We start from the raw sequence: 16,886 nt of genomic DNA on the forward strand, positions 1-16,886 counted from the left end.
CGCTAGGCGCAGGCAAGGGACCCTTCGCTGCGGTCGTCGCCGCAGTAGTCGCCGCGGTGGCGGCTCAGTTGGCGTGGAGGGCGGCGTTCAGTTCGATGCCCCTGCCGGTGCGGGAGACCGCCTCGACGGTGCCGGTCGCCGAGTTGCGGCGGAACAGCAGGCCGGGCACGCCGGACAGCTCACGCGCCTTGACCAGCCGGCCGTCCTCGAGCGCCACCTTCGTGCCGGCCGTGACGTACAGGCCGGCCTCGACCACCCCGCCGTCGCCGAGGGAGATCCCGACGCCGGCGTTCGCGCCGACCAGGCAGCCCTCGCCGATCGAGATGGTCTCCTTGCCGCCGCCGGACAGCGTGCCCATGATCGACGCGCCGCCGCCGACGTCGGAGCCGTCGCCGACCACCACGCCGGCCGAGATCCGGCCCTCCACCATCGACGCGCCGAGCGTGCCGGCGTTGAAGTTGACGAAGCCCTCGTGCATCACGGTCGTGCCGGTCGCCAGGTGGGCGCCGAGGCGCACCCGGTCCGCGTCGGCGATCCGCACCCCGTTCGGCACCACGTAGTCGACCATCCGGGGGAACTTGTCCACCCCATGGACGGTCACCTGGCCGCGGGAGCGCAGCCGCAGCCGGGTGGTGGCGAAGTTCTCGACCCGGCACGGGCCGTGGTTGGTCCACACGACGTTGGCGAGCACCCCGAACAGCCCGTCCAGGTTCAGCCCGTGCGGCGCCACCAACCTGGCCGACAGCAGGTGCAGCCGCAGGTAGGCGTCGTAGGCGTCGGCCGGCGGGTCGGTGAGCGAGATGATGCCGCAGCGCACCGCGACCACCTCGACCTCGCGGTCACCGTCCGGGCCGAGCAACGCCGAGACACCGGGGCCCAGTTCGTCGACCGCCTCCTGCTCGGACAGCTGTTTGGTGCCCGGCATCCGGCCGTCGTCCAGCTTGGGATGGGGGTACCAGGTGTCCAGCACCGTGCCGTCGTCGGCGACGGTGGCGATCCCGACTCCCTGTGCTCCGGTGTTCTCGGTTGCGCTGCTCACGTCGGCAAGGCTAGTGGACCTGGAAGCGTGCGTCGGTGACCAGTTCGGCCAGCTGGTCGGTGGTGAACGGCAGGGCGTCCACCGCCGGCAGCCCCGCGTACTCGAAGGTGGTCGCCTGCGTGATGAACACCGTGGCGTGCTCGCCGCGGTACCCGACCAGCTCGGAGGTCCCCCCGTCGGGGTGGTCGAAGAGGTCGAACGTCGCGACGCGCTTGCCGTCGACCAGTTTCTCCTCGCACGACGGCAGCCCTCCCAGTTCGCACCCTTCGCTGACCTTCAGGCCCGGAATGTGCTCGTGCACCCTGATCTCCAGCCGGCCGACGCCACCGCCCTTGGCCAGCGGTACGTCCGCGTAGTAGGACCACGCCTTGCCGTCGTCGGGACCGCCCAACTCGTACTGCGCCATGTGCCGCTTGAGCCGCACGCCGTCGAGGTCCCCCTCGCCGACGAGGTCTTCTGGCACCTCGTACCCGGCGGGCACCACGCGCACCAGGTCGTCCAGCAGGGCGACCGCCTTGTCGTTCTCCGGGCCGGAGTCGACGCGCTGGTCGGTCTGGCCGTCCGGCCATCGGGTATTGGTGTTCTCCGTGGGTGGGGGGGTCTCGGTGACCTGAATGCTCGGCGACTGCGCCACCTCCAGCCCGTCAGTCCCGCCGGTGCCCGGCGTGAAGGCCACCACGCCGACGACGATGGCCGCGACGGCCATGGCGCTGCCCGCACCGGCCCACGTCGCCCGGCGGCGCCTGCGGTCGCGGTGGGCCGCGTCCAGTACCGGCCCGTCACCCATCGGCGGCGGCTCGGGGGTGACGGACATGTCGCCGCGCAGGGCGGTACGGAACTCGTGCTCGTTCATGGGTTGTCTCCGCGTAGTGAGAAGTAGTCAGAATGTGGTGGCTGGGATGTGGTGGCGCAACGCCTCCAGGCCCCGTGCGGTCTGGCTCTTGACCGTGCCCGCCGTGCAGTTCATGGCGCTCGCGGTGTCCTCGACGGACATGTCCTCCCAGAAGCGCAGCACCAGCGCGGCCCGCTGTCGGGGCGCGACCTCGGCGAGCGCGCGCAGCACCACCAGCCGGTCCTCGACGTTGCCGATGACCGGGGCGAACTGCTCGGTGTGCTCGGCCGTCGGCCGCTCGCGGTGGAAGAACCCGCGCCGCGCCTCGTCCAGGAAGGTCCGCACCAGGATCTGGCGGGTGTAGGCGTCGAGCGTGTCGCGCGCGGCGACCCGGTTCCAGGATCGGAACAGCTTGACGAACGTGATCTGCACCAGGTCCTCCGCCCGATGCCAGTCACCGCACAGGAGATACGCGGTGCCCCGCAGGACACTCGAGCGGCTCCTGAAGTACTCGGCGAATGCGCCGTCGCGATCGGTCATGCACCCTCCAGTGGTAAATCCCGGGTTAGTCACGCGGGGTCCCCGGCTTCGGGTTGCACCACCGGTACGTTCTTTTTCGTGATCGCCGACCTTGACCTCACCGCCGACCCCGCCGACCTGACCGCCGCGCTGGTCGACATCCCCAGCGTCTCCGAGGGCGAGGGCGAGATCGCCGCCGCGGTCGAGGTGGCCCTGCGCGCCCTGCCCCAGCTCGAGGTCATCCGCTCCGGCAACACGGTCCTCGCCCGCACCAACCTCGGCCGGCCGTCCCGGGTGGTGCTCGCCGGGCATCTGGACACCGTGCCGGTCAACGAGAACCTGCCGGTGCGCCGGATCGGCGACGAGCTGCACGGGCTCGGCACGGTCGACATGAAGAGCGGCGACGCGGTGATGCTGCACATCGCCGGCGCGCTCACCGCTCCCCGCCACGACCTGACGTTCCTGTTCTACGACTGCGAGGAGATCGACGCCACCCGCAACGGCCTGGTGCGCATCGAGCGGGAGCTGCCGGCGTGGCTGGCCGGCGACCTGGCGATCGTGTGCGAGCCGTCCAACGCGGTGGTCGAGGCGGGCTGTCAGGGCACCATGCGGGTGGAGCTGCGGGCCACCGGCAGACGCGCGCACACCGCCCGCGCGTGGCTGGGCGTCAACGCGATCCACGCGCTCCAGCCCGCCCTGGCCACCCTGACCGGCTACCAGGCCCGCGAGGTCCACCTCGACGGCTGCCGGTACCAGGAGGGCCTGCAGGCGGTGCGCATCGGCGGCGGCGTGAGCGGCAACGTGGTGCCCGACGAGGCCGTGCTCACGGTGAACTTCCGGTTCGCACCGGACCGGTCGGTGGCCGACGCCACGGCCCACCTGCGCGAGGTGTTCGACGACCCTGGCTACGAGCTGACCGTGACCGACCACGCGGCCGGCGCGCTGCCCGGGCTGACCGCGCCCGCGGCGGCCGAGCTGGTGGCCGCGGCCGGCGGCAAGCCGATCGGCAAGCTCGGCTGGACCGATGTGGCCCGGTTCGCCGCGCTCGGCATGCCGGCGGTCAACTTCGGGCCCGGCGACCCGACCCTGGCCCACACCAGGGAGGAGCATGTGCCGATCGCCCAGATCCACCGGTGCGCCGAGGTGCTCACCCGGTTCCTCACCTGAGCGCGCTCGCGCGGGAGCCGTGGGTCGCCGCGAGCGCGAGCGCGCACAGCAGCGTGAGCCAGCGGCCGGGCCCGCTGCCGTAGTCGTTCGCGTCCAGGCCGTAGGTCGGCGCGAGGCTGCCGGCGAAGAGCACCGCGACCGCTGCGGCCAGCGCGATGCCGACGAACACGACGTGTGCGCGGCGGCTGGCGTTGGCCATGGCGAAGGTGCCGACGCCGAGGGTCAGCACGAGCAGCAGGGCGGCGACGGGCGGCCAGCCGTCGGCCAGCATGCCCCACAGCGTCTGCACGTCGTCGGCCTCGAGGCCGTCGTGGTCCTCGACCCGCCAGGTCGTCGCGGTGAGGGCGAGCATGGCGCCGGCGATCGCGCAGGCGAACGCGGCGTGCTGGTGCGCGTCGGCGGCGTGTTGGTGTTCGGCCGACTGTTGCTGGACGCGCTTGCGTAATGACTGCAGCGACTGCTCCAGCTTCATGATCCGCTCTTCGGAATTTCCCCCATCGGTCATTCCCGGAAATCTAGCCCGATCTACACTCGCGCGAGTGACCACCCAGCGATTCGAATCACCCGACGAGGAGCACCCGAGGGAGAAGCAGCGCGGCCCGGTCGTGCTCCGCCGATCACGGCGGGACGAGACCACGACGACCGACCAACGCCTGCTCGACTCCCGCGGCCCGGCCGACTGGGTGCACACCGACCCGTGGCGGGTGCTGCGCATCCAGGCGGAGTTCGTCGAGGGGTTCGGCGCGCTGGCCGAGGTGCCGCGCGCGGTGACCGTCTTCGGCTCGGCCCGCACCGGGCGCGAGCACCCGGACTACAAGCTCGGCCTGCAGATCGGCGAGGCGCTGGCCAAGGCGGGCTACGCGGCGATCACCGGCGGCGGCCCCGGCGTGATGGAGGCGGTGAACCGCGGCTGCTCGGAGGCCGACGGGCTGTCCATCGGGCTGGGCATCGAGCTGCCGTTCGAGCAGGGGCTCAACCCGTGGGTCGATCTCGGGGTCAATTTCCGCTATTTCTTCGCACGCAAGACGATGTTCGTCAAGTACTCCCAGGCGTTCATCTGCCTGCCCGGCGGTTACGGCACGCTGGACGAGCTGTTCGAGGCGCTCACCCTGGTACAGACCAAGAAGGTCACCAAGTTCCCGGTCGTCCTGTTTGGACGTTCCTATTGGGGCGGGCTGTACGACTGGATCCGCGGCACGGTGTTCGACGAGGGCAAGATCGGCGAGAAGGACGTGGCGCTGCTGCACCTCACCGACGACGTGGACGACGCGATCCGCGTGGTCGAGGAGGCCTATCAGGCCTGGGTCGAGGTCCACTAACCACGGACGTTTCCACCTGGTCACCAATTGTGTCCTCGGTGTATCGCCGGCGGGTTTCCCGCGACCGCCGTGGCACCATCGGCTCGTGGGAGAACTTCGTTTCGGTGACCGAGCGGTGGCGACCGACCGCGCTCTGGTGATGGGAATCGTCAACCGCACCAGGGACTCGTTCTACGATCATGGCGCGACCTTCGACGACCGGGCGGCGCTGGCCGCGGTCGACCGGCTGGTCGCCGAGGGCGCGGACATCGTCGACATCGGCGGCGTGCGCGCGGGCGCGCACGGCGAGCGGGTCGGGGTCGCCGAGGAGCTGCGCCGGGTGGTGCCGACGGTCGAACAGGTCCGCGCCCGACATCCGGACCTGGTGATCAGCGTGGACACCTGGCGCCACGAGGTCGGCCGGGCCGCGTGCGCCGCGGGCGCCGACCTGATCAACGACACCTGGGCTGGCGCGGATCCGCTGCTGGCCGAGGTCGCCGCGGAGTTCGGCGCCGGCATCGTGTGCTCGCACACCGGTGGCGCGGCGCCGAGGACCGACCCGCACCGGGTGCGCTACCTCGACGTGGTCGCCGAGGTCGCCGAGGAGTTGGTGACCCGCGCGGAACACGTGGTGTCCCTCGGCGTGCCCGCCGACCGGGTGCTCATCGACCCGACCCACGACTTCGGCAAGAACACCTGGCACGGCCTGGAACTGTTGCGCCGGCTCGACGAGCTGGTGGACACCGGGTGGCCGGTGCTGATGGCCTTGTCCAACAAGGACTTCGTCGGCGAGACCCTCGGCGTCGGGCTGACCGACCGGGTGGACGGCACGCTGGCGGCCACCTCGGTGGCGGCCATGGTCGGCGCCAGGGTCTTCCGCGCCCACGAGGTCGCGCGTACCAGACAGGTGGTCGAGATGGTGGCCAGTATCAGCGGTTCCCGACCGCCCGCCCGCTGCCTGCGAGCGCTGGCCTGATGCACGCCGCCGCACGCGACTGGTTCACCTCGCGCACCTGGCAGAGTGTCGAGTGGACGGTCCAGGATCTGGTGGCCGCCAAGGGTTCCCGCACGGTCAGCGTGGTGCTGCCGGCGCTGAACGAGGAGGCCACGGTCGCCGAGGTGATCGCCTCGGTCCGCCCGCTGGTCGGCACGCTGGTCGACGAGCTGGTGGTGATCGACTCCGGCTCGACCGACGCCACGATCGAGGTCTCGCTCGCCGCCGGCGCGCGGGTGGTCCGCAGGACCGACGTGCTGACCGAGCTGGAACCGTTGCCCGGCAAGGGCGAGGTGCTGTGGCGCTCGCTGGCCGCGACCTCCGGCGACCTGCTGGTGTTCGTCGACTCCGACCTGGTCGACCCGGACCCGATGTTCGTCCCGACCCTGCTCGGCCCGCTGCTGCTGGAGCCGGACGTCCAACTGGTGAAGGGCTTCTACCGCCGCCCACTGTCCACTGAGGACTCGACGGACGGGTCAGGCGGCGGCCGGGTGACCGAGCTGATGGCCCGGCCGCTGCTGTCCACGCTGCGGCCGGAGCTGTCCGGGGTCATCCAGCCGCTGGCCGGCGAGTACGCGGGCACCCGGCGGCTGCTGGAGGCGGTGCCGTTCGCGCCCGGCTACGGGGTGGAGATCGGCCTGCTGCTCGACGCGCACGGGCTGGTCGGGCTGCCGGGCATCGCGCAGGTCAACCTCGGCGTGCGCCGCCACCGCAACCAGCCGCTGGCCGCCCTCGGCGTGATGGCCAGGCAGATCCTGACCACCGCGCTCGCCCGCTGCGGCGGCCCGCCGGTCGTCCCCGGCGAGCTGACCCAGTTCGTCCAGGTCGCCGGCGAATGGCTGCCCGACACCACCGCCATCCAGGCCCCCGACCGCCCGCCCATGCGTGACCTCCTGGCTGGTCAACCGCAGCGAAGGGTCCCTTCGCTGCGGCCAGTGCAGTGAAGGGACCCTTCGCCGCGTTGTGGGACGATCGCGGGCGTGACCACCGCACTGATCTACCTGGTCGTCATGGTCCTCGTCGCGGCCGTGGTGTTCCTGCTGGCGTCGGTCGTCTTCGGCCGGGGTGAGGAGCTGCCGCCGCTGCCGCCCGGCGCGTCCCCGACCCGGCTGCCGACCTCGGACATCACCGCCGACGACGTGCGTGACGTGCGGTTCCAGCTGGTGGTGCGTGGCTACAAGATGTCCGAGGTCGACTGGGTGCTGCGTCGGGTGGGCGCGGAGCTGGCCGACCTGCGTGCCGAGGTCGCCGACCTGCGCGCCCAGCTCCCCGAGACCGCCCCCCAGGAGCAGCGATGACCAGCCCCGTCGGTCCGGACGGCCGCCGCCGCTGCGCCTGGGCCACCTCCGCGGACATCTACCTCGCCTACCACGACGAGGAGTGGGGCGTCCCGCTGCACGGCGAGCGCGAGCTGTTCGAGCGGCTGACGCTGGAGGCCTTCCAGTCCGGCCTGTCCTGGCTGACGATCCTGCGCAAGCGGCCCGACTTCCGCCGCGCCTTCGCCAACTTCGAGCCCAAGAAGGTGGCCGAGTTCGGCGAGGCGGACGTCGCCAGGCTGATGGCCGACGCCACCATCGTCCGCAACCTCGCCAAGATCAACGCGACGGTCACCAACGCCCGCGCCATCGCGCACCTGGACCGCCCGCTGGACGAACTGCTCTGGTCCTTCGCCCCCGACCACTCGACCCGCGCCCGCCCGGCGACCCTGGCCGAGGTGCCCGCCATCACCCCCGAGTCCACGGCGATGGCCAAGGAGCTGAAACGACGCGGCTTCGCCTTCGTCGGCCCGACCACCGCCTACGCCCTCATGCAGGCCACCGGCATGGTCGACGACCACGTCAGCGACTGCTGGCGCGCCGGCTAGCAATGCCCTGAATGAGGCATTGGCGACGCTCAACGTCCCGAATGACCCATTCAGGGCAGGGGCTTCGCCGACCCGACGGCCTCGGCCATGGTGCGGAACTCCTCCTCGGTCGCCGAGCCGGTGACCACCGTGACCGTCCCGTCGAACGTGGTCAGCCAGGCCACCTCCTCGCGCCGGGACGCGTGCTCGTCCCAGGTGACCCCGGCCACCTCGACCGACCGGCTCGCCGCGGCCGACTCCCCGGTCTCGGCGGCCAACACCGCCTGCGCGTCCCCGCCGGACTGGCTGAGCTGCAGGTACCGCCCGCTCGGCGTCACCCAGCCGACCCGCACCACGACGTCGGCGTCGGCACCCTCGCCGATCGACGACGTGGACGACGAGTTCGCCCGCCAGCGCGCCGACAGCTCCGGTTGGCGCACCGGGAAGGCCACCGAGCCGGCCGCCACCCGCAGCTTGGCCGACGCGTCGACCGAGGGCGCGCTGTCCGGCGCGACGCTCGGCCCGCCGGGATCGAACGAGCACCCCCTGGTGACCGTGACCAGTACGCCGACGATCACCAGCAGTACGACCATCGCCCCGATCATGTCGCGCATGCGCAGGCCAGCACGTCCCGGTGGCCGGTGCCCGCCAGGTTCGGTGTCCACCACGGGGTCATCCTCGCAGGTCACCGAGATCATGCTCACTCGTACCCGGCCAGCGAAGTCTGGGAGGATCGGAAGGTCAGTTCGGGGCGACACCGGGAGGCGGCATGACCCAGTCCACCGACCAGCCGACCACCAGGCGCGAGCTGCCTGACCGCAACCTCGCCCTCGAACTGGTCAGGGTGACCGAGGCGGCGGCGATGGCCGCCGGGCGGTGGGTCGGCCGGGGCGACAAGAACGGCGGCGACGGCGCGGCCGTCGACGCCATGCGCAAGCTCATCGGCACCGTCTCGATGCGCGGCGTGGTGGTCATCGGCGAGGGCGAGAAGGACCAGGCGCCGATGCTCTACAACGGCGAGCAGGTCGGCGACGGCGACGGCCCGGAGTGCGACGTCGCGGTCGACCCGATCGACGGCACCACGCTGATGGCCAAGGGCATGCCCAACGCGATCGCGGTGCTCGCGGCCACGGAGCGGGGCGCGATGTTCGACCCGTCCGCGGTCTTCTACATGGAGAAGCTCGCGGTCGGCCCCGAGGCGGCCGACGTCATCGACCTCACCGCGCCGATCGCGGAGAACATCCGCCGGGTGGCCCGCGCCAAGCACACCGACGTCTCCGACGTGACCGTGTGCATCCTCGACCGCGAACGGCACGCGAGCCACGTGCAGGCGGTCCGCGACGCGGGCGCGCGGATCCACTTCATCAGCGACGGCGACGTGGCGGGCGCGATCTCGGCCGCCCGGCCCAACACCGGTGTCGACCTGCTCTACGGCATCGGCGGCACCCCGGAGGGCATCATCGCGGCGTGCGCGCTCAAGTGCATGGGCGGCGCGCTGCAGGCCCGCCTGTGGCCGAAGGACGACGACGAGCGGCAGAAGGCCAGGGACGCCGGCCACGACCTGGACCGCGTGCTGCACACCGAGGACCTGGTCAGCGGTGACAACGCGTTCTTCTGCGCCACCGGCATCACCGACGGCGACCTGTTGCGCGGCGTGCACTACCGCAGCGGCGGCTGCACCACGCAGTCGATCGTGATGCGGTCGAAGTCGGGCACCGTGCGGATGATCGACGGCTTCCACCGGCTGACCAAGCTGCGCGAGTACTCGACCGTCGACTTCGACCGGATCGAGCGGACGGTCGACGACGACTCGCCACTGCCGCCCCTGCCCTGATCGGCGGAAGTCAACCAAATCCACCTGGATTCCGTATGGAGCGGTGGAAGCCGGGTGCGGGCCCCCCGTACCCGCATCCGGCATCTGCTTACGTCCATAGGTAACGGTTCGCGCACGGCGTCCGGTCAACCGGCAACCTAGATCGCCGCTATGGCGTCTTCCCTGCCAAAGGGCCGGAAGGAGCCATGATGCGGCTGCGCACGATGATCCTGAGCCTGACCGCGACCGCGGTCGCCCTGCTGTCGGCCTGCGGGTCGGCGGACACGGCGACCCCGCCGCCGTCGACGCCGGTACTGCCGTCGGTGCCGCCGCATCCGACCACCACCACCTCGCCCACCCCACCGGTGACCAAGCTCCCGCCGCCACCGAAGGTGGCCGAGGCGGAGGTGACCATCACCAAGACCACGCCACCACCCCCGGCCGGCGTCCCGTGCGGCGGCGGCGTGGACGCGTGCATCGATCTGTCGGCGAACAAGTCGTGGCTGTTATCCGGCGGCGAGCTGGCCTACGGCCCGGTGCCGATCACCCACGGCAGGCCCGGCTACCTGACCCCGCCGGGCAAGTTCACCGTCGGGTGGAAGGACATCGACCACCTCAGCAGCGAGTTCAACAACGCGCCGATGCCGTACTCGGTGTTCTTCAACGGCGGCATCGCCTTCCACGAGGGCAGCCTGAGCGACCTGTCCCACGGCTGCATCCACCTGTCCAACGCCGCGGCCAAGGCCTTCTACGACGGCCTCGCCGTCGGTGACGTCGTGCAAGTGGTCCCGTAACGTCTACTGCCGTGGCCAGTCTGCTCGCCGAGCTCACGATGGCCGTGCACTTCGCGGTGCTGGCGTTCATCGTGTTCGGCGCGTTCCTGGCGTGGCGTTGGCCTCGGCTGTTGCTCGTGCACCTGCCGTTCGCCCTGTGGGGGCTGGCCATCGCCACGCTGAACTTCCCGTGCCCGCTGACCGCCCTGGAGGACAGCCTGCGCGACCGGGCGCAGGTGGGCTTCATCGAGCGCTACGTCGACGGCGTGCTCTACCCCGACCAGTACCTGGTGCTGTCCAGGGTGCTCGCCGCGGCGCTGGTGCTCATCGCCTACACCGGCGCGATCGTGCGCTGGCGGGCGCGGGCCCGGGTCAGCTGACGTCGCTGGAGTGGCCGGGGAACAGGTGCGCGTCCGGGTCGAGCGCGACCGCGATGTTGTTCACCGCGGTGGCCGCCTCGCCGAAGCCGGTGGCGATCAGCTTGACCTTGCCCGGATAGGCGGCGACGTCGCCCGCCGCGTAGATCCGGTCGCGCGCGGTGCGCATCGTGGTGTCCACCGCGACCGCGCGGCGCACGATCTCCAGCCCCCAGGCCTCGATCGGACCGAGGTCGGCGGTGAAGCCAAGCGCGGCCACCACCGTCTGCGCCGGCAGCACCACCGGACCGGCCTCGCCCTTGACCTCGAGCTCCACCTCGGCCAACGTGCCGGACTCGTCCCCGCGCAGCGCGACCACCTGCGCGTCGGTGACGATCGGCACACCGAGCTCGCCGACCTGCCGCACGGTCGCGGCGAAGGCCCGGAACTTGTTGCGCCGGTGGACCAGGGTCACGCTGCGGGCCACCGGGTGCAGTGACAGCGCCCAGTCGAACGCCGAGTCGCCGCCGCCGACGATCACCACGTCCTGGTCGCGCAGGGCCTCCAGCGCCGGCACGAAGTGCACGACCCCCCGGCCGAGCCATTCCTCACCTGCCGGCAGCGGCCGAGGGGTGAACTCGCCCATGCCGGCGGTGATCAGGATCGCGCCGGTGCGGATGACCAGGTCACCGACCTCGACCTCGTACTTGCCGTCCACTTCGGACAGTGAGCGGGCCGGGCGGCCGAGCAGGTAGTTCGGCTTGAACTGGTCGGCCTGCTCCACGAGCGAGGCGATCAGGTCCCGGCCGAGCACGGTCGGGAAGCCGGCGATGTCGAAGATCTGTTTCTCCGGATACATCGCGGTCACCTGCCCGCCTGCCTCGGGCAACGAGTCGACGACCGCGGTCTTCAGCTCGCGGAAGCCGGCGTAGTAGGCGGCGAACAGTCCAGTCGGACCAGCACCGACGATCAGCAGGTCAACCTCGGTCGGTGACTCGGCGGAACTCATGCACACCTACCCTACCGATCGCGGACAGTGGCCAGCACCACCACAAACTACCCGGGCGATCGTCGCCGTGGCAGGACAGACTGAATACGTGAGCGACACTGTGTTCAGGATCGAGTACGACACGATGGGCGAGGTCGAGGTTCCGGCCGCGGCGCTGTGGCGGGCGCAGACCCAACGCGCGGTGGACAACTTCCCCATCTCCGGCAGAGGCCTGGAACGCACCCAGATCCGCGCACTCGGCCTGCTCAAGGCGGCCGCCGCCCAGGTCAACCAGCGTCTTGGCGTGCTGGACGACGACCTGGCGCAGGCCATCGCCGCGGCCGCGACCGAGGTCGCCGACGGGCGCCACGACGACCAGTTCCCGATCGACGTGTTCCAGACCGGCTCCGGCACCTCGTCGAACATGAACGCCAACGAGGTCATCGCCACCCTGGCCAGCCGGGCGCTCGGCCGCGACGTGCACCCCAACGACCACGTCAACGCCTCCCAGTCGTCCAACGACACCTTCCCCACCACCATCCGGATCGCCGCGACCGAGGCCGTGCTGCGCGACGTGCTGCCCGCGCTGGACCACCTGGCCGAGACCATCGAGCGGCGCGCGGCGCAGTGGGCGCGGGTGGTCAAGTCGGGGCGCACGCACCTGATGGACGCGGTGCCGGTGACCCTGGGCCAGGAGGCGGGCGCGTGGGCCGCGCAGGTCCGCTACGGCGTGGAACGGCTGCGGGACACGCTGCCCCGGCTCGGTGAGCTGCCCATCGGCGGCACCGCGGTCGGCAGCGGGCTGAACGCGCCAGCCGGTTTCGGCGCGGCGGTGGCCCAGGCGCTGGCCGAGCTGACCGAGCTGCCGTTGACCGAGGCCAGGGACCACTTCGAGGCGCAGGCGTCCCAGGACGGCGTGGTCGAGGTGTCCGGGCAGTTGCGCACGGTCGCGGTGTCGCTGTACAAGATCGCCAACGACGTGCGCTGGCTCGGCTCGGGGCCGAGGACCGGGCTCGGTGAGCTGGCGCTGCCGGACCTGCAGCCGGGCAGCTCGATCATGCCGGGCAAGGTGAACCCGGTGATCCCGGAGGCGACGATGATGGTCGTCGCGCAGGTGATCGGCAACGACGCGGCGGTGACCTTCGCCGGCAGCCAGGGCAACTTCCAACTCAACGTGATGCTGCCGGTCATCGCGCGCAACGTGCTGGAGTCCGCGAGACTGCTCGCGGCGGTGGCGAACCTGTTGGCGGACAAGGTGTTCGCCGGGGTCGAGGCCAATGTTGACCAGCTGCGGGAGTACGCGGAGTCCTCGCCGTCGATCGTCACGCCGCTCAACCGCTACCTCGGCTACGAGGAGGCGGCCTCGATCGCGAAGGAGTCGTTGGCCAACCGCCGCACCATCCGCGAGGTGGTGCTGGCGCGCGGGCATGTGGCCGCCGGCAAGCTCACCGAGCAGCAGCTCGACGAGGCGCTGGACGTGCTCCGGATGGCCAACGGCGGCTGAGTGGCGCCGGACTGGACGACGCTGCGGGAGCTGCTGCTGCCCGCCGCCGGCGCGCGCGGTCGCCGGGTCGAGTCCGCGCTGCGCGGCGCGATCCGCGACGGCCAGCTCGCGCCGGGCGTCCGGCTGCCGTCCAGCCGCGACCTCGCCGCCCAGCTCGGGGTGGCCCGTGGCACGGTCACCGCCGCCTACGGGCAGCTGGTCGCCGAGGGCTACCTGACCAGCAGGCCGGGGTCGGGCACCCTGGTGGCCGAGGCGCTCGGCCGGCCAGAGCCGCCGGCCACCCCCACTCAGCAGCCGCGACGCTGGCGGTTCGACCTGCGACCGGGACTGCCCGCGCTGAGCGCTTTCCCGCGCGCCGAATGGGTTTCCGCGACCAGGGCGGTGCTCACCGAGCTACCGGACGAGGCCCTCGGCTACCCCGACCCGGCCGGTCTGCCGGAGCTGCGCGCGGAGCTGGCCGGCTACCTCGGCCGGGTGCGCGCGGTGACCGCGACCGCGGCCGACATGGTGATCACCCACGGTGCCGCCGAAGGACTATCGCTGCTCGCGTCGGTGATCGGCGACCGGATCGCGGTGGAGGACCCCGGCCATCCAGGCCAGCTGGAAATGTTGCGCACCAACGGATCCATCCCCGTACCGACCACAGTAGACAGTCAGGGCATCGACGTGGCCGCACTGGCCGCCGCCGACTGCCGCGCGGTCGTGGTGACCTCGGCACACCAGTTCCCACTCGGCGTCGCGCTGCACCCGGCGCGCCGGCACGCGCTGCTGGCCTGGGCCCGCGAGCACGACGGCCTGATCATCGAGGACGACTACGACGCCGAGCACCGCTACGACCGCCCGGCGCTGCGGGCGATGCAGGCGATGGCGCCCGCGCGGGTGGCCTACCTCGGCAGCGTCAGCAAGACCCTCGCCCCGGCACTGCGCCTCGGCTGGCTGGTGCTGCCACCGGCCGTACTGGCGAAAGTGGTGCGGCGCAAGGAGGTCACCGACCTCGGCTGCTCCCCGCTGCCGCAGGCGGCGTTCGCCAGGCTGCTGCGTTCCGGCGGCTACGACCGGCACCTGCGACGCACCAGGGCGCTGTACCGCGCTCGCCGCGACGCCCTGCTGGCCGCGCTGGCCGACCGGTTGCCGAGCTGGCAACCGGTCGGCGTCGCGGCCGGACTGCACGTCGTGCTTCGCCTCCCGCCGGGCACCGACGACGCCGCGCTGAGCGACCGGCTCGCCGACCGCGGGATCAACGCGCCCGCCCTGTCGACCTACGCGCGCCGGCCGCCGTACCCCGGCCTGGTGCTCGGCTACGCCGCGACCACCCCCGACCGGCTGCGCGCGGCGGTCGCCGAGATCGCGGCTATCGCGCGGTGATGTCGGCGACCACGCAGCTGATGTTGTCCGGCCCGCCGGCCTGGTTGGCCTGCTCGACGAGCTGTTCGACCGCCTCGTGCGGCGAGCTGATCGAGGTCAGCGCGGCGCGCAACGCGTCGTCGTCCAGCACGGTGTGCAGCCCGTCGGAGCACAACAGGTAGCGGTCACCGGCACGGACCTCGTGCAGCCGCACGTCCGGCTCCGGCCTGCCGTCGCGGGTGAGCGCCCGCAGCAGGATCGACCGCTGTGGGTGGGTGGCGACCTCGTCGTCGGTGAGCTTGCCCTCGTCCAGCAGGGACTGCACGACGGTGTGGTCGTGGGTGATCTGGAACAGCGCGCCGTCACGCAGCAGGTAGGCCCGCGAGTCGCCGATGTGCACCAGCCCGAGCCGCGAGCCGGACCAGAGCAGCGCGGTCAGCGTGGTGCCGCCGTCCTCGGCGGCCATCCGCTCCCGCACGGCGGCGCCGGCCTCGCGCCCGGCCTCGGCCATGACGTTGAGCAGGTCCCCGGCCGGGACGGCGGAGTCCAGCCCGCGCAACGCGTCGATGGCGACCGCGCTGGCCGCCGCGCCGCGCTCGCCGTACCCGTCGGCGACGGCGAGCAGCCGGTCGCCGGCGTAGGCGCGATCCTGGTTGGCGGCGCGGATCAGGCCGCGGTCGGTGCGGACGGCGTAGCTGATGGTGAGTGGTGGGGTTGGCATGGTGTCGTCCTTCCCGGACAGGTGGCGCACGAGGAAGGCGGCGAGGTCGCGGCGGGCGGCGGTGTCGGTCTCGACCTGCCGCCAGTACTCGGCGACCGCGTCGGCGGCCGCCGGACCTGGCAGGTCGGCCACGGTCCTGATCGTGGCCAGCGGCATCCCGAGCTGACGCAACCAGGCGACCAGCCGCGCCCGCTCCAGCTGGGCCGGCTCGTAGAACCGGTACCCGTTGACCGGGTCGACCCGTGCCGGCCGCAGCAGCCCCAGCTCGTCGTAGAGCCGCAACGCCTTCGGCGAGAGCCGCGACGCCCTGGCGAACACCCCGATGGTGAGCATCCGACCTCCTCGTACCTGAACGGCTCCACCGTGTGGCCTCCCCCTCGGGCAAGGTCAACCACCACCCGTGCGGTTCGAGGACGAGGTGTTGCGCCGCCTCGATCGCTATGTACGTGACCATCCCGGGACCTCACTGTCCTCGGTGACCAGTGCCTTCGTCGACGAGGCGATGCGCACCGAGGACCACCCGGGCATCATGTTCCGGCCGGGTCCAGCCGGCCGGCGAGCCGGGCTGGTCGCGGGGCCGGACGTGTGGCAGGTCATCGACACGCTGCTCACCGTGCGGGAGTCCGCCGCCGGTCTCGCCGACGACGCGCTGGTCGCCGAGACCGCCGAGATGATCGGGCTGGCACCCTCCCAGGTCCGGGTCGCGGTGCGGTACTACGCCGCCTACCGCGCCGAGATCGACGGGTGGATCACCTCGAACCGTGAACTCGCGGTTCGTACCGAGCAGCAGTGGCTGGCCGAGCGGGAATTGCTGCGCGGAGAGACCAGCGTCCAATGACCGTCGCCCTACTGCTGGACGAGATGTACCCGCACACGCTCGCCCTGACCCTGCTGGACAAGGGACACGACGTGACCGCCGTTGCCTCGACGGTCGAGCTGGTCGGCAGGGACGACCAGCTCGTCCTCGAGGCGGCAACCGCCGACGGCCGTTGTCTGGTCACCGAGAACGTCCGGGACTTCACGATCCTGGCCAGGTACGCCAGGCATGGCGGAATTCTGTTCGTGGCGACCGGCCGCTGGCCACGGACTCGCCCCGGCATCCCCCGACTCGCGAACGCCCTGCACGAGGCCCTGTCCACCGGCCGCGTCCCCGGCCAGGACGACATTTGGTGGTTGACCTGAGCTGGCCTGGCCGGGCGGGATCGGCGATGCGCCGCTACTATCCGTGTCCGTGGTCACCAGTTTCCCCGGCATCGTGTTCCGGCCAAGCCCTGCCGGCCGGGCCGGACTGTTCGGTGGGCCGGACGTGTGGGAAGTGGTCGACACCCTGCTGACCGTGCGGGAGTCCGCACCCGACCTGACGGACGACGCAGTCATCGCCGAAACAGCCGAACTGATCGGGCTACTGCGGTCCCAGGTGCGGGTGGCGATGGCCTATTACGGGGCCTACCGCGCGGAGATCGACGAGTCGATCAGCTGTAGTCGGCCTGCGGGAGCTACCCCACCGAACCCCTGAGCGCGTCGAAAGCGCTAACAGGAACGGCCAGCACCGGACCATCGGTGTTCTTGGAGTCCCGTAACCCGACCACCTGACCGGCCAACGCGACCTCGACACAGTTCGCGACGTCGCTGCTGCGTGTGCTCTTGCGCCAGCGGACGGTGTCCCAGTCCAACGCGTACATCACTCGCGCTCCT

The 16,886-nt window shown here is 71.7% G+C and carries 22 protein-coding genes; 14 read left to right on the forward strand and 8 right to left on the reverse strand.

What is annotated here, in order from left to right; all coding sequences use genetic code 11:
• Positions 1–64: 64 nt before the first annotated feature.
• The 3 genes from dapD to ACYVIP_RS28545 are packed head-to-tail and all read right to left on the reverse strand — an operon-like array spanning position 65 to position 2,411.
• On the reverse strand, positions 65–1,039 hold the full coding sequence (gene dapD / locus ACYVIP_RS28535) for a 2,3,4,5-tetrahydropyridine-2,6-dicarboxylate N-succinyltransferase (RefSeq protein WP_460401792.1): 975 nt from the start codon (positions 1,037–1,039) through the stop codon (positions 65–67).
• 10 nt (positions 1,040–1,049) lie between these two features.
• Entirely contained in the window at positions 1,050–1,892 is an 843-nt protein-coding gene (locus ACYVIP_RS28540) for a hypothetical protein (protein WP_460401794.1), read from the reverse strand.
• A gap of 27 nt (positions 1,893–1,919) precedes the next feature.
• A complete protein-coding gene (locus tag ACYVIP_RS28545) occupies positions 1,920–2,411 on the reverse strand; it encodes a SigE family RNA polymerase sigma factor (protein ID WP_460401796.1) in 492 nt (163 codons plus the stop codon).
• A gap of 81 nt (positions 2,412–2,492) precedes the next feature.
• Between ACYVIP_RS28545 and dapE the strand changes: the two genes are divergently transcribed.
• Positions 2,493–3,557, forward strand: a complete 1,065-nt coding sequence (gene dapE / locus ACYVIP_RS28550) for a succinyl-diaminopimelate desuccinylase (RefSeq protein ID WP_460402018.1) — start codon at positions 2,493–2,495, stop codon at positions 3,555–3,557.
• Here the strand turns inward: dapE and ACYVIP_RS28555 are convergent.
• The gene (locus tag ACYVIP_RS28555) at positions 3,550–4,029 is read right to left on the reverse strand and encodes a hypothetical protein (protein ID WP_460401798.1); all 480 of its coding nucleotides are present in this window, start codon (positions 4,027–4,029) and stop codon (positions 3,550–3,552) included. The two genes, dapE and ACYVIP_RS28555, sit on opposite strands and share 8 nt — an antisense overlap.
• A gap of 67 nt (positions 4,030–4,096) precedes the next feature.
• Here ACYVIP_RS28555 and ACYVIP_RS28560 point away from each other — a divergent pair, with 67 nt between their 5' ends.
• The 5 genes from ACYVIP_RS28560 to ACYVIP_RS28580 all read left to right on the forward strand — a co-directional run bounded on the left by ACYVIP_RS28560 (position 4,097) and on the right by ACYVIP_RS28580 (position 7,713).
• Complete coding sequence (locus tag ACYVIP_RS28560) at positions 4,097–4,876, forward strand: LOG family protein (RefSeq protein ID WP_460401800.1); 780 nt, start codon at positions 4,097–4,099, stop codon at positions 4,874–4,876.
• An 85-nt stretch (positions 4,877–4,961) separates the two neighbouring features.
• A complete protein-coding gene (folP, locus tag ACYVIP_RS28565) occupies positions 4,962–5,831 on the forward strand; it encodes a dihydropteroate synthase (RefSeq protein ID WP_460401802.1) in 870 nt (289 codons plus the stop codon).
• Positions 5,831–6,793 carry a glucosyl-3-phosphoglycerate synthase gene (locus ACYVIP_RS28570; protein ID WP_460401804.1) on the forward strand — a complete coding sequence of 321 codons (963 nt, stop codon included), beginning with the start codon at positions 5,831–5,833 and terminating at the stop codon, positions 6,791–6,793. The genes folP and ACYVIP_RS28570 overlap by 1 nt, the downstream gene beginning before the upstream one ends.
• A gap of 36 nt (positions 6,794–6,829) precedes the next feature.
• Positions 6,830–7,147 (forward strand): DivIVA domain-containing protein, encoded by a 318-nt coding sequence (locus ACYVIP_RS28575; RefSeq protein ID WP_460401806.1) that lies wholly within the window; start codon positions 6,830–6,832, stop codon positions 7,145–7,147.
• Positions 7,144–7,713 (forward strand): DNA-3-methyladenine glycosylase I, encoded by a 570-nt coding sequence (locus ACYVIP_RS28580; protein WP_460401808.1) that lies wholly within the window; start codon positions 7,144–7,146, stop codon positions 7,711–7,713. Before ACYVIP_RS28575 ends, ACYVIP_RS28580 begins: the two co-directional genes overlap by 4 nt.
• 50 nt (positions 7,714–7,763) lie before the next feature.
• Here ACYVIP_RS28580 and ACYVIP_RS28585 read toward each other — a convergent pair whose 3' ends face one another.
• Positions 7,764–8,381 carry a DUF4245 domain-containing protein gene (locus ACYVIP_RS28585; protein WP_460401810.1) on the reverse strand — a complete coding sequence of 206 codons (618 nt, stop codon included), beginning with the start codon at positions 8,379–8,381 and terminating at the stop codon, positions 7,764–7,766.
• Positions 8,382–8,461: 80 nt separating this feature from the next.
• Here ACYVIP_RS28585 and glpX point away from each other — a divergent pair, with 80 nt between their 5' ends.
• The 3 genes from glpX to ACYVIP_RS28600 all read left to right on the forward strand — a co-directional run bounded on the left by glpX (position 8,462) and on the right by ACYVIP_RS28600 (position 10,658).
• Complete coding sequence (gene glpX, locus ACYVIP_RS28590) at positions 8,462–9,526, forward strand: class II fructose-bisphosphatase (protein WP_460401812.1); 1,065 nt, start codon at positions 8,462–8,464, stop codon at positions 9,524–9,526.
• A gap of 188 nt (positions 9,527–9,714) precedes the next feature.
• Positions 9,715–10,299 (forward strand): L,D-transpeptidase, encoded by a 585-nt coding sequence (locus ACYVIP_RS28595; protein ID WP_460401814.1) that lies wholly within the window; start codon positions 9,715–9,717, stop codon positions 10,297–10,299.
• Between the two features lie 11 nt (positions 10,300–10,310).
• Positions 10,311–10,658 (forward strand): DUF2784 domain-containing protein, encoded by a 348-nt coding sequence (locus ACYVIP_RS28600; RefSeq protein WP_460401816.1) that lies wholly within the window; start codon positions 10,311–10,313, stop codon positions 10,656–10,658.
• On the opposite strand, the gene ACYVIP_RS28605 is transcribed toward ACYVIP_RS28600, so the two are convergent.
• Positions 10,651–11,643 (reverse strand): NAD(P)/FAD-dependent oxidoreductase, encoded by a 993-nt coding sequence (locus ACYVIP_RS28605; protein WP_460401818.1) that lies wholly within the window; start codon positions 11,641–11,643, stop codon positions 10,651–10,653. The genes ACYVIP_RS28600 and ACYVIP_RS28605 overlap by 8 nt on opposite strands.
• A gap of 88 nt (positions 11,644–11,731) precedes the next feature.
• Between ACYVIP_RS28605 and ACYVIP_RS28610 the strand changes: the two genes are divergently transcribed.
• Both ACYVIP_RS28610 and pdxR read left to right on the forward strand, forming a co-directional pair.
• Entirely contained in the window at positions 11,732–13,126 is a 1,395-nt protein-coding gene (locus tag ACYVIP_RS28610) for a class II fumarate hydratase (RefSeq protein WP_460401820.1), read from the forward strand.
• Complete coding sequence (gene pdxR / locus ACYVIP_RS28615) at positions 13,127–14,491, forward strand: MocR-like pyridoxine biosynthesis transcription factor PdxR (RefSeq protein ID WP_460401822.1); 1,365 nt, start codon at positions 13,127–13,129, stop codon at positions 14,489–14,491.
• On the opposite strand, the gene ACYVIP_RS28620 is transcribed toward pdxR, so the two are convergent.
• Complete coding sequence (locus ACYVIP_RS28620; protein ID WP_460401824.1) at positions 14,478–15,524, reverse strand: MerR family transcriptional regulator; 1,047 nt, start codon at positions 15,522–15,524, stop codon at positions 14,478–14,480. The two genes, pdxR and ACYVIP_RS28620, sit on opposite strands and share 14 nt — an antisense overlap.
• Positions 15,525–15,591: 67 nt before the next feature.
• Here ACYVIP_RS28620 and ACYVIP_RS28625 point away from each other — a divergent pair, with 67 nt between their 5' ends.
• From ACYVIP_RS28625 to ACYVIP_RS28635, 3 genes are read left to right on the forward strand one after another with little or no spacing between them, the layout of a single operon-like run.
• Entirely contained in the window at positions 15,592–16,029 is a 438-nt protein-coding gene (locus tag ACYVIP_RS28625) for a hypothetical protein (RefSeq protein ID WP_460401826.1), read from the forward strand.
• Positions 16,026–16,373, forward strand: a complete 348-nt coding sequence (locus tag ACYVIP_RS28630) for a DUF5615 family PIN-like protein (protein WP_460401828.1) — start codon at positions 16,026–16,028, stop codon at positions 16,371–16,373. Before ACYVIP_RS28625 ends, ACYVIP_RS28630 begins: the two co-directional genes overlap by 4 nt.
• Before the next feature lie 49 nt (positions 16,374–16,422).
• A complete protein-coding gene (locus tag ACYVIP_RS28635) occupies positions 16,423–16,707 on the forward strand; it encodes a hypothetical protein (protein ID WP_460401830.1) in 285 nt (94 codons plus the stop codon).
• Here the strand turns inward: ACYVIP_RS28635 and ACYVIP_RS28640 are convergent.
• The gene (locus tag ACYVIP_RS28640) at positions 16,688–16,873 is read right to left on the reverse strand and encodes a DUF397 domain-containing protein (RefSeq protein WP_460401832.1); all 186 of its coding nucleotides are present in this window, start codon (positions 16,871–16,873) and stop codon (positions 16,688–16,690) included. The genes ACYVIP_RS28635 and ACYVIP_RS28640 overlap by 20 nt on opposite strands.
• Between the last annotated feature and the right edge of the window lie 13 nt (positions 16,874–16,886).

The sequence above is a fragment of the Actinophytocola sediminis genome, assembly GCF_054779715.1.

Coding starts and splice junctions, on each gene's coding strand:
- ACYVIP_RS28640 (WP_460401832.1), bottom strand. CDS start 16,873: ATGTACGCGTTGGACTGGGACACCGTCCGCTGGCGCAAGAGCACACGC.
- ACYVIP_RS28570 (WP_460401804.1), top strand. CDS start 5,831: ATGCACGCCGCCGCACGCGACTGGTTCACCTCGCGCACCTGGCAGAGT.
- ACYVIP_RS28545 (WP_460401796.1), bottom strand. CDS start 2,411: ATGACCGATCGCGACGGCGCATTCGCCGAGTACTTCAGGAGCCGCTCG.
- ACYVIP_RS28630 (WP_460401828.1), top strand. CDS start 16,026: ATGACCGTCGCCCTACTGCTGGACGAGATGTACCCGCACACGCTCGCC.
- ACYVIP_RS28595 (WP_460401814.1), top strand. CDS start 9,715: ATGCGGCTGCGCACGATGATCCTGAGCCTGACCGCGACCGCGGTCGCC.
- ACYVIP_RS28580 (WP_460401808.1), top strand. CDS start 7,144: ATGACCAGCCCCGTCGGTCCGGACGGCCGCCGCCGCTGCGCCTGGGCC.
- ACYVIP_RS28555 (WP_460401798.1), bottom strand. CDS start 4,029: ATGAAGCTGGAGCAGTCGCTGCAGTCATTACGCAAGCGCGTCCAGCAA.
- ACYVIP_RS28605 (WP_460401818.1), bottom strand. CDS start 11,643: ATGAGTTCCGCCGAGTCACCGACCGAGGTTGACCTGCTGATCGTCGGT.
- ACYVIP_RS28540 (WP_460401794.1), bottom strand. CDS start 1,892: ATGAACGAGCACGAGTTCCGTACCGCCCTGCGCGGCGACATGTCCGTC.
- glpX (WP_460401812.1), top strand. CDS start 8,462: ATGACCCAGTCCACCGACCAGCCGACCACCAGGCGCGAGCTGCCTGAC.
- ACYVIP_RS28620 (WP_460401824.1), bottom strand. CDS start 15,524: ATGCTCACCATCGGGGTGTTCGCCAGGGCGTCGCGGCTCTCGCCGAAG.